General features: G+C 57.1%; 8 protein-coding genes. All 8 read left to right on the top strand.

The window, feature by feature from the left end; translation table 11 throughout:
• Positions 1–279, top strand: a 279-nt coding sequence (locus H6G62_RS25430) for a WGR domain-containing protein (RefSeq protein WP_190500411.1), incomplete at its 5' end; no start/stop codon positions are given.
• Positions 280–466: 187 nt separating this feature from the next.
• Positions 467–1,444, top strand: a complete 978-nt coding sequence (locus H6G62_RS25425; protein ID WP_190500409.1) for a fatty acid desaturase family protein — start codon at positions 467–469, stop codon at positions 1,442–1,444.
• Positions 1,441–2,463, top strand: a complete 1,023-nt coding sequence (locus H6G62_RS25420) for an alpha/beta fold hydrolase (protein ID WP_190500407.1) — start codon at positions 1,441–1,443, stop codon at positions 2,461–2,463. Before H6G62_RS25425 ends, H6G62_RS25420 begins: the two co-directional genes overlap by 4 nt.
• A 46-nt stretch (positions 2,464–2,509) precedes the next feature.
• Positions 2,510–3,817 carry a type III glutamate--ammonia ligase gene (glnT, locus tag H6G62_RS25415; RefSeq protein ID WP_190500405.1) on the top strand — a complete coding sequence of 436 codons (1,308 nt, stop codon included), beginning with the start codon at positions 2,510–2,512 and terminating at the stop codon, positions 3,815–3,817.
• A 192-nt stretch (positions 3,818–4,009) separates the two neighbouring features.
• Positions 4,010–4,648, top strand: a complete 639-nt coding sequence (locus H6G62_RS25410) for an AAA family ATPase (protein WP_190500403.1) — start codon at positions 4,010–4,012, stop codon at positions 4,646–4,648.
• A gap of 17 nt (positions 4,649–4,665) precedes the next feature.
• A complete protein-coding gene (locus H6G62_RS25405) occupies positions 4,666–5,679 on the top strand; it encodes a ParB/RepB/Spo0J family partition protein (RefSeq protein ID WP_190500401.1) in 1,014 nt (337 codons plus the stop codon).
• Between the two features lie 312 nt (positions 5,680–5,991).
• Positions 5,992–6,237, top strand: coding sequence for a hypothetical protein (locus H6G62_RS25400; protein WP_190500399.1), 246 nt, complete (start codon positions 5,992–5,994; stop codon positions 6,235–6,237).
• A 27-nt stretch (positions 6,238–6,264) separates the two neighbouring features.
• Positions 6,265–6,531: a hypothetical protein gene (locus tag H6G62_RS25395; protein ID WP_190500397.1), complete on the top strand. Its 267-nt coding sequence runs from the start codon at positions 6,265–6,267 to the stop codon at positions 6,529–6,531.
• The last annotated feature ends 68 nt before the right edge of the window (positions 6,532–6,599 follow it).

Here is a 6,599-nt window from a genome sequence, read left to right as displayed (position 1 = left end):
GATCCGCACTATGACCCCGACCAATGGCAGGAACTGTTTTGGCAGCGGGGCGACCGTATCTACGCCTGTGCGCTACGCCAGAATCTCTTTGGCGAGTGGGTGTTGCTACGAAAGTGGAGGGGTCGCCGCACGGGCAAGGGAGGCCAGCAGGAAACCGTCTGTGCTGACTTGGAAGACGGACAGCGGTTGATGCAGAACATCCTCAAACGTCGTCGCTATCGGGGGTATGTCCTTGATGACTATTCCAGGCCGGACTTTGGCAACTTGGTTGAGTCGTGAACGGGTCTCTAGGCGTGACCTTTGGCCTCCGCTGCGTTGTATTGACCTCTGGATGCTTTAGCGGTGGGCACTGTCCGCTAGTTTGGCGGGCGAAATGGTAGCAATTGCGACAACAGGCGGGGAAAATTGAACGGTATACCAGTACTCAGAGTTGTTGCAATAACGGTTTGTAAAAGAAGGGTGGGGCATGACGGTGGAATCGGAACTGGCGGCGGTGGACAATGCCCCAACGGATGGCACGAAGCCCTGGCATGAGAAGGCTAGAGGGGTGTTGTCGGTGGCGGAATTGGCGGAGCTGAACCCGCGCTCGGATGCCCAGGGCTGGCGACAACTGGCGGCCCATCTGGCAGTGATGCTGGGCAGTGCGGCGCTGTGGACGTGGGGATTGCGGACGGGTGCATGGGGGGTGGCCCTTCCGGCCTTGGTGGTCTATGGCTTCAGTTTGGCGTCGATGTTCGCGCCCTTGCATGAGTGCGTGCATCGCACCGCCTTTGCCACCCCAAAGCTGAATGATGCCGTGGCGTGGTTGGCGGGCGTGCTGTCTTTCTATAACAGCACGTTTTATCGGCGCTATCACAAGTGGCACCACCGCTACACGCAAATTCCTGGCAAAGACCCGGAACTGGATGACCCGGCACCGACGACCTGGGTACAGTACCTCTGGCAACTGAGTGGCCTTCCCTGGTGGTGGGGCAAGATTCAAAGCCACGGGCAATCACTGTTGGGCGATGTCACCGACCGTCCTTACCTAAATACGGAGAGGATTCGGGCCGAGGTGCAACGCTCGACGGCAGCACAGTTGGCCGTGTATGCCGTGGCGATTGCCCTCTCCGTTTGGCTGCGCTATCCGGGGTTTGTGCTCTACTGGCTGCTACCCCTTGCCGTCGGACAACCGTTCCTGCGGTTCATCCTGCTGGCGGAGCATACGGGCTGTCCTCAAACAGCGAACCCCTTGGAAAACACGCGCACCACCCTTACTCTCGCGCCGATCCGCCTACTGATGTGGAATATGCCGTACCACGCCGAGCATCACCTCTATGCCTCGATTCCGTTCCACGCCCTGCCCCAGGCACACGGCAAACTGGCAGAACATCTCACCCAGGTTGCCCCTGGTTATGTGGCGGTCAATCGGCAGATTACGGCCACCTTTGGCACCCAGGCATGAGTGACGCGACCGGATGCTGGACGATCTCCGATGTGCCGTTGCAGTGCGGCGCGATGTTGCCCCAACTGCGGCTGGTGTACCAAACCTATGGGGAACTGGCCAGCGACCGCCGCAATGTCATTCTCTATCCCACCTCCTACGGTGCCCAACATCGAGACATTGACTGGTTAGTCAAACCGGGCGGCATTCTCGACCCGACCCGCTGGTTCATCATCATCCCAAACATGCTGGGCAATGGGCTGTCCAGTTCTCCCAGCACGGGGGATCTACCGGGTTTGGCTGAGCAGGGGTACTACTTCACCCATTGGGATAATGTGACGGCGCAGGAACGGCTATTGCGGGACGTGTTTGGCATTGAGCAGGTGGCGCTGGTGTATGGCTGGTCGATGGGGGCGCAGCAAGCCTATCACTGGGGCGCGCTGTATGGAGATCGGGTGGAGCGGATCGTTGCAGTCTGTGGCACGGCCCGGACGACGGAGCACAACCGAATTTTCCTAGAAAGTTTGAGATCGGCGCTCACGGCGGATCCGACCTGGAACGGGACGACCTTTGACGGCATCCCGGAACGGGGGTATCACACCTTTGCCCGTATCTATGCCAGTTGGGCGGCGTCCCAGGCGTTTTATCGGGCGGGCCTCTATCGCCAACAGGGCTACGAGTCCCTGGAGGATTACCTCTGGCGCGGCTGGGAGCAGAACTATCGGCGGCGCGATCCCCGTGATTTGATGGCGATGTTGGATACCTGGCTGCATTGCGATGTCAGCGACAATCCCCTGTACCAGGGGGACTATGAGCGGGCCATGGGGGCGATTTCGGCCAAAACCCTAGTGATGCCCAGCACCACCGATTTGTACTTCACCCCAGAAGACTGTGCCGCAGAATCGGCCTTGATTCCCGGTGCGGTCTATCGCCCGATTTCCTCGATCTGGGGCCACCGGGCAGGGAATCCGGTCTACAGCCCCGACGATGCGGCATTTCTGCGGGATGCTGTGCAGACCTGGCTGCATGGCGAGGGTTGAAGACGATTGTTTGAGTTGACCTGTTTCGCGTTTTGGAGACTATCCCATGACCCAGCCTCTGTCCGCCTTTGCTCGTGACCATGGGATTCGCTATTTCCTCATTTCCTTTACCGATTTGTTTGGGACGCAGCGCTCCAAGTTGGTGCCCGCCGCCGCCATTGATGACATGGTGAATGGGGCCGGATTTGCCGGATTTGCTGCGTGGTTAGATATGACTCCGGCGGATGCGGACGTGTTTGCCCAGGCGGATACGAGTCAGATTATTCAACTGCCCTGGAAGTCAGAGGTGGCCTGGATGCCGTCGGACTTGGTGACGCCCAGCGGGGCCGATATCGCCCAAACGCCACGCCTTGTCCTTAAGCGAGTGTTGCAACAGGCCGAGGCTTTGGGCTATCGGGTGAAAACAGGGGTGGAGTGCGAATATTTTCTGCTGTCCCCCGATGGCGAGGCCCTGGCCGATCCGCGTGATCGCCAGATCAAACCCTGCTATGACCAACAGGCGTTGATGCGCCGCTTTGACGTGATTGCTGAAATCTGTGATGCCATGGTGGCCCTGGGCTGGGGCGCGTACCAGAACGATCACGAAGATGCCAATGGACAGTTTGAAATGAACTGGACCTATGCCGATGCGCTGGTTACGGCGGATCGGCACGCCTTTTTCAAATACATGGTCAAGGCCATTGCCGAAAAACACGGACTGCGGGCCAGCTTCATGCCCAAACCCTTCGCCCACCTCACCGGGAACGGTTGCCACACCCACCTGTCGGTTTGGGATGCCAGCAGCAGCACCAACCTGTTCCACGATCTCAACGGCGATCTCGGACTCTCGACCCTGGCCTATCACTTCATTGGCGGCGTGCTGGAATCGGCTCCGGCCCTCTGCGCCTTTACCAACCCCACTGTCAACTCCTACAAACGCATCAACGCCCCCGCCACCCTTTCCGGAGCCACCTGGTCGCCCAACACCGCCACCTACAGCGGCAACAACCGCACCCATGCCATCCGCATTCCCGACCCCGGGCGGTTTGAGTTTCGCCTTGCCGATGGATCTGCTAATCCCTATCTACTGCCCGCTGCCCTAATCGCCGCTGGCCTGCACGGGATTTTACAAAAACGTGATCCGGGGCCGCGCTACGACAACAACAACTACACCGATCCGCTCCCCCCTGGTACGGCACCGTCTTTGCCCACCAATTTGTTAGATGCCCTCCGCCATCTGGAAACCAGCACCGTCTTTCGCGATGCCCTGGGAACCGAGTGTGTGCAGGCCTACCTAAAACTCAAACATCAAGACTGGCAAGCCTTCTGTGCCCAAGTCACCCCCTGGGAACGAGAAACTACCCTAGATTGCTAAGAACGCTGACCCACGGTACGGATTTGTTAAAGTTGGAGGGCATTACGACCCCGTATCCGCCGTAATGCCCAAGCTATCCAGACACAAATTTAACTGAGCCAGAAGCTAGGCAAATCAACGCTGTGATTCGCCAATTTGCCGTTAGAATTTTGGCAAGACCACGCTACAGAACTACAACGCCGAGAGCGACCTATGATTATTGGATTTGGGGGTGTGAAGGGGGGCGTAGGCAAAACCACCCTGGCCGTCAACATGGCTGTCATGCGCTCCCTTGAAGGCCGTGACATTCTGTTAGTGGATGCCGATGATCAGGCCACAGCGTCAGACTTTACCGCCATCCGTAACGAAACGCTTGAGACAGGCGCTGGGTACACCGCTATCAAGCTCCACGGGTCAGCGGTTCGCAGTGAGGTCATGCGCATGGTGGAAAAGTACGATGACATTGTGATCGATGTGGGTGGGCGAGACACAGCAGGCCAGAGAGCTGCCATGTCCATTGCCCATCGGCTACTGGTACCCTTCCTGCCAGGGTCTTTTGATGTCTGGACGCTGGAGACTGTGGCTGAGTTAGTGGATGAGGCCAAAGCCTTCAACGATCATCTCACGGTCTACACTGTCCTCAACCGAGCCGATCATGCTGGCCAAGATAATGAAGAAGCTGCCAATATCGCCCTAGAAATTCAGGGGTTACAGCACCTCGATACACCCCTGGGCAATCGAAAAGTCTTTCGGAATGCCGGGGGTATGGGGCTAGGGGTTGTGGAGTACCGCCCCAAAGATAAAAAAGCCATCACTGAAATTTCCTCACTTTATACCGCCCTCTTCGCGTAGTTAAGACAGGTTATCCCATGGTTGTTCGCCGCAAGCCCAAGAGCGTTGACGAGTTTATCTCTGGGTCTCCCAATGGTATAAACGTTCGTCCCCTTGATACTGAGCTTCAGCAGCTTAGGGCTGAAATCCAACATCTCAAGATGGCGAGTCACGGGGTTGAGGAAATTCAGCACATCGCCCCTGACCATCTCCATCCCCTTTCTGTTGCCAGCGGGTTAGGGCAGCCCCGAAAGTACTTTAATCCGGCGGGTATGGAGCGCCTAGAAGTCTCCATTCGACACAAGGGTATACAAGAACCCCTGCTGATTCGGAATGCCGAAGGTGGGCTTCAGATTGTTTCAGGGGAGCGGCGCTGGCGCTGTGCCGTTAATCTTCAGCTTGCTACCGTCCCCTGCCTGGTTCGTGAGTTTTCGGATGATGAGGCTCTCGAAATAGCCCTAGTGGCCAACCTGATGCGGGAAGACCTCAACCCCATCGAGGAAACAGACAACCTGATTGGGTTGATAGAACTCAAGCTAGGGCAGCCTAGAGACGGCATTCCTGGCCTCCTGATACATCTTAAGAATGCTCGTCAACGCGATAGCCTTGATGATGATAAGTCTAGACTTATCACTCAGATAGATGAGGTCTTAGCGGCGTTCAGTATCACGCTAGATACCTTTGTGTCGAATCGCTTGCCCCTTTTAAACCTGCCTCCGGTCTTGTTGGATGCGGTCAGGCAAGGGACCATTGAGTTCTCTAAGGCTCAATTGATTGCTCGACTCCCCGACAATCTACAAGCCAGTACCCTTGAGTTGGCGATCCAAGAAGATCTCACTAAGGACGCTCTCAAAGAACATCTTCGACAAGTCAAATCTCAGCCCAAGGATAACCCTGAAGCGTTGCCGTTGCGAGAGAAAATCCACTCCACCTATCAAAAGCTGCGGTCTAAGAAGACCTGGAAACAGCTTGAGCAAAATACAGCCCTTAAAAAGCGCATGGAAAAGCTGGAAGCCGAGATGCAACGCATTTTAGAGCATTTAAGCGATTAGGGGAGTAAACCAGCCTCGGTAGCCACATTCTGTGAGGGGTCATGGTTCGCCAACCGATTCACTGGTGTGCTTATCCATGCCCAGCGGCGGAACCAAACTTAGACATCAGATCAGCAGAGGGGGCCAATCGCGCCCTGAGTCGTCCAAGTCCACTGAGCAGTAATAGGTCAGTCATCGAGCATGACAAGGGGGGGGCTGTACTCTGGCGAGTGCCTCTAGGTTCAGGATGGGGATAACGAAGTCACCTCCATCCTCACGCCCAGATCAACAGGGCTATCGCCCAGGGTGAGATGTCCTTTTACTATCCCACCCATGACCCACCCCTCCAGTCAAACCAAACCCCTGCCCCCAGCGCTGGATCTGGCCCTATTTGAGTTGTTAGCTACCCTCGAAACCTACAGCGATGCTGACTTTGAGGCCCACTGGATGGCCATGAGCGACGCGGAGATTCAGCAGGTAGCGCTCATTCTGATTCAAGCCCTCAAGGTCAACCTCAACGGTAAACAGGTAGCGGGTGCGTTGCTCCAAGTCAGACAGTCCCCCCATCCCCTACACTAGGGTCAACGTCAGTCAGTCCGTTGACCTATGCCGACCCTCCGTCAAGCCTTCCTGCCCACCGCCTGGGATGAGTGCGAGAGCGCCATCGCCCAGCGAGACCAGAGTGCGGCCCAACTTAGGGCTCAAGGCTGGGTCTGCACCTGCCTCACCCTCTATCGGGTTACAGATGGAATGCCCGTGTACGTGGTGGAGGCGAGTTCTGCGAGCCTTGACGTGGGCCGGGAGCGATCCTCAAGGCCAGCCCGAGTCCTTACCCCTAGCGGTCGTCCCGGTCTAGCCCGTAACCGAGCCTAGCATGGGTGCCCTGCCCTCCAGCCCCACTCGTTACCTCAAGGCCAGCTCACGCCGATGTGAGTTTGAGT

This window comes from Phormidium sp. FACHB-1136 (genome assembly GCF_014697375.1).
Classification (GTDB): domain Bacteria; phylum Cyanobacteriota; class Cyanobacteriia; order Phormidesmidales; family Phormidesmidaceae; genus Nodosilinea.
This window is presented reverse-complemented; position numbering and strand designations above follow the sequence as displayed.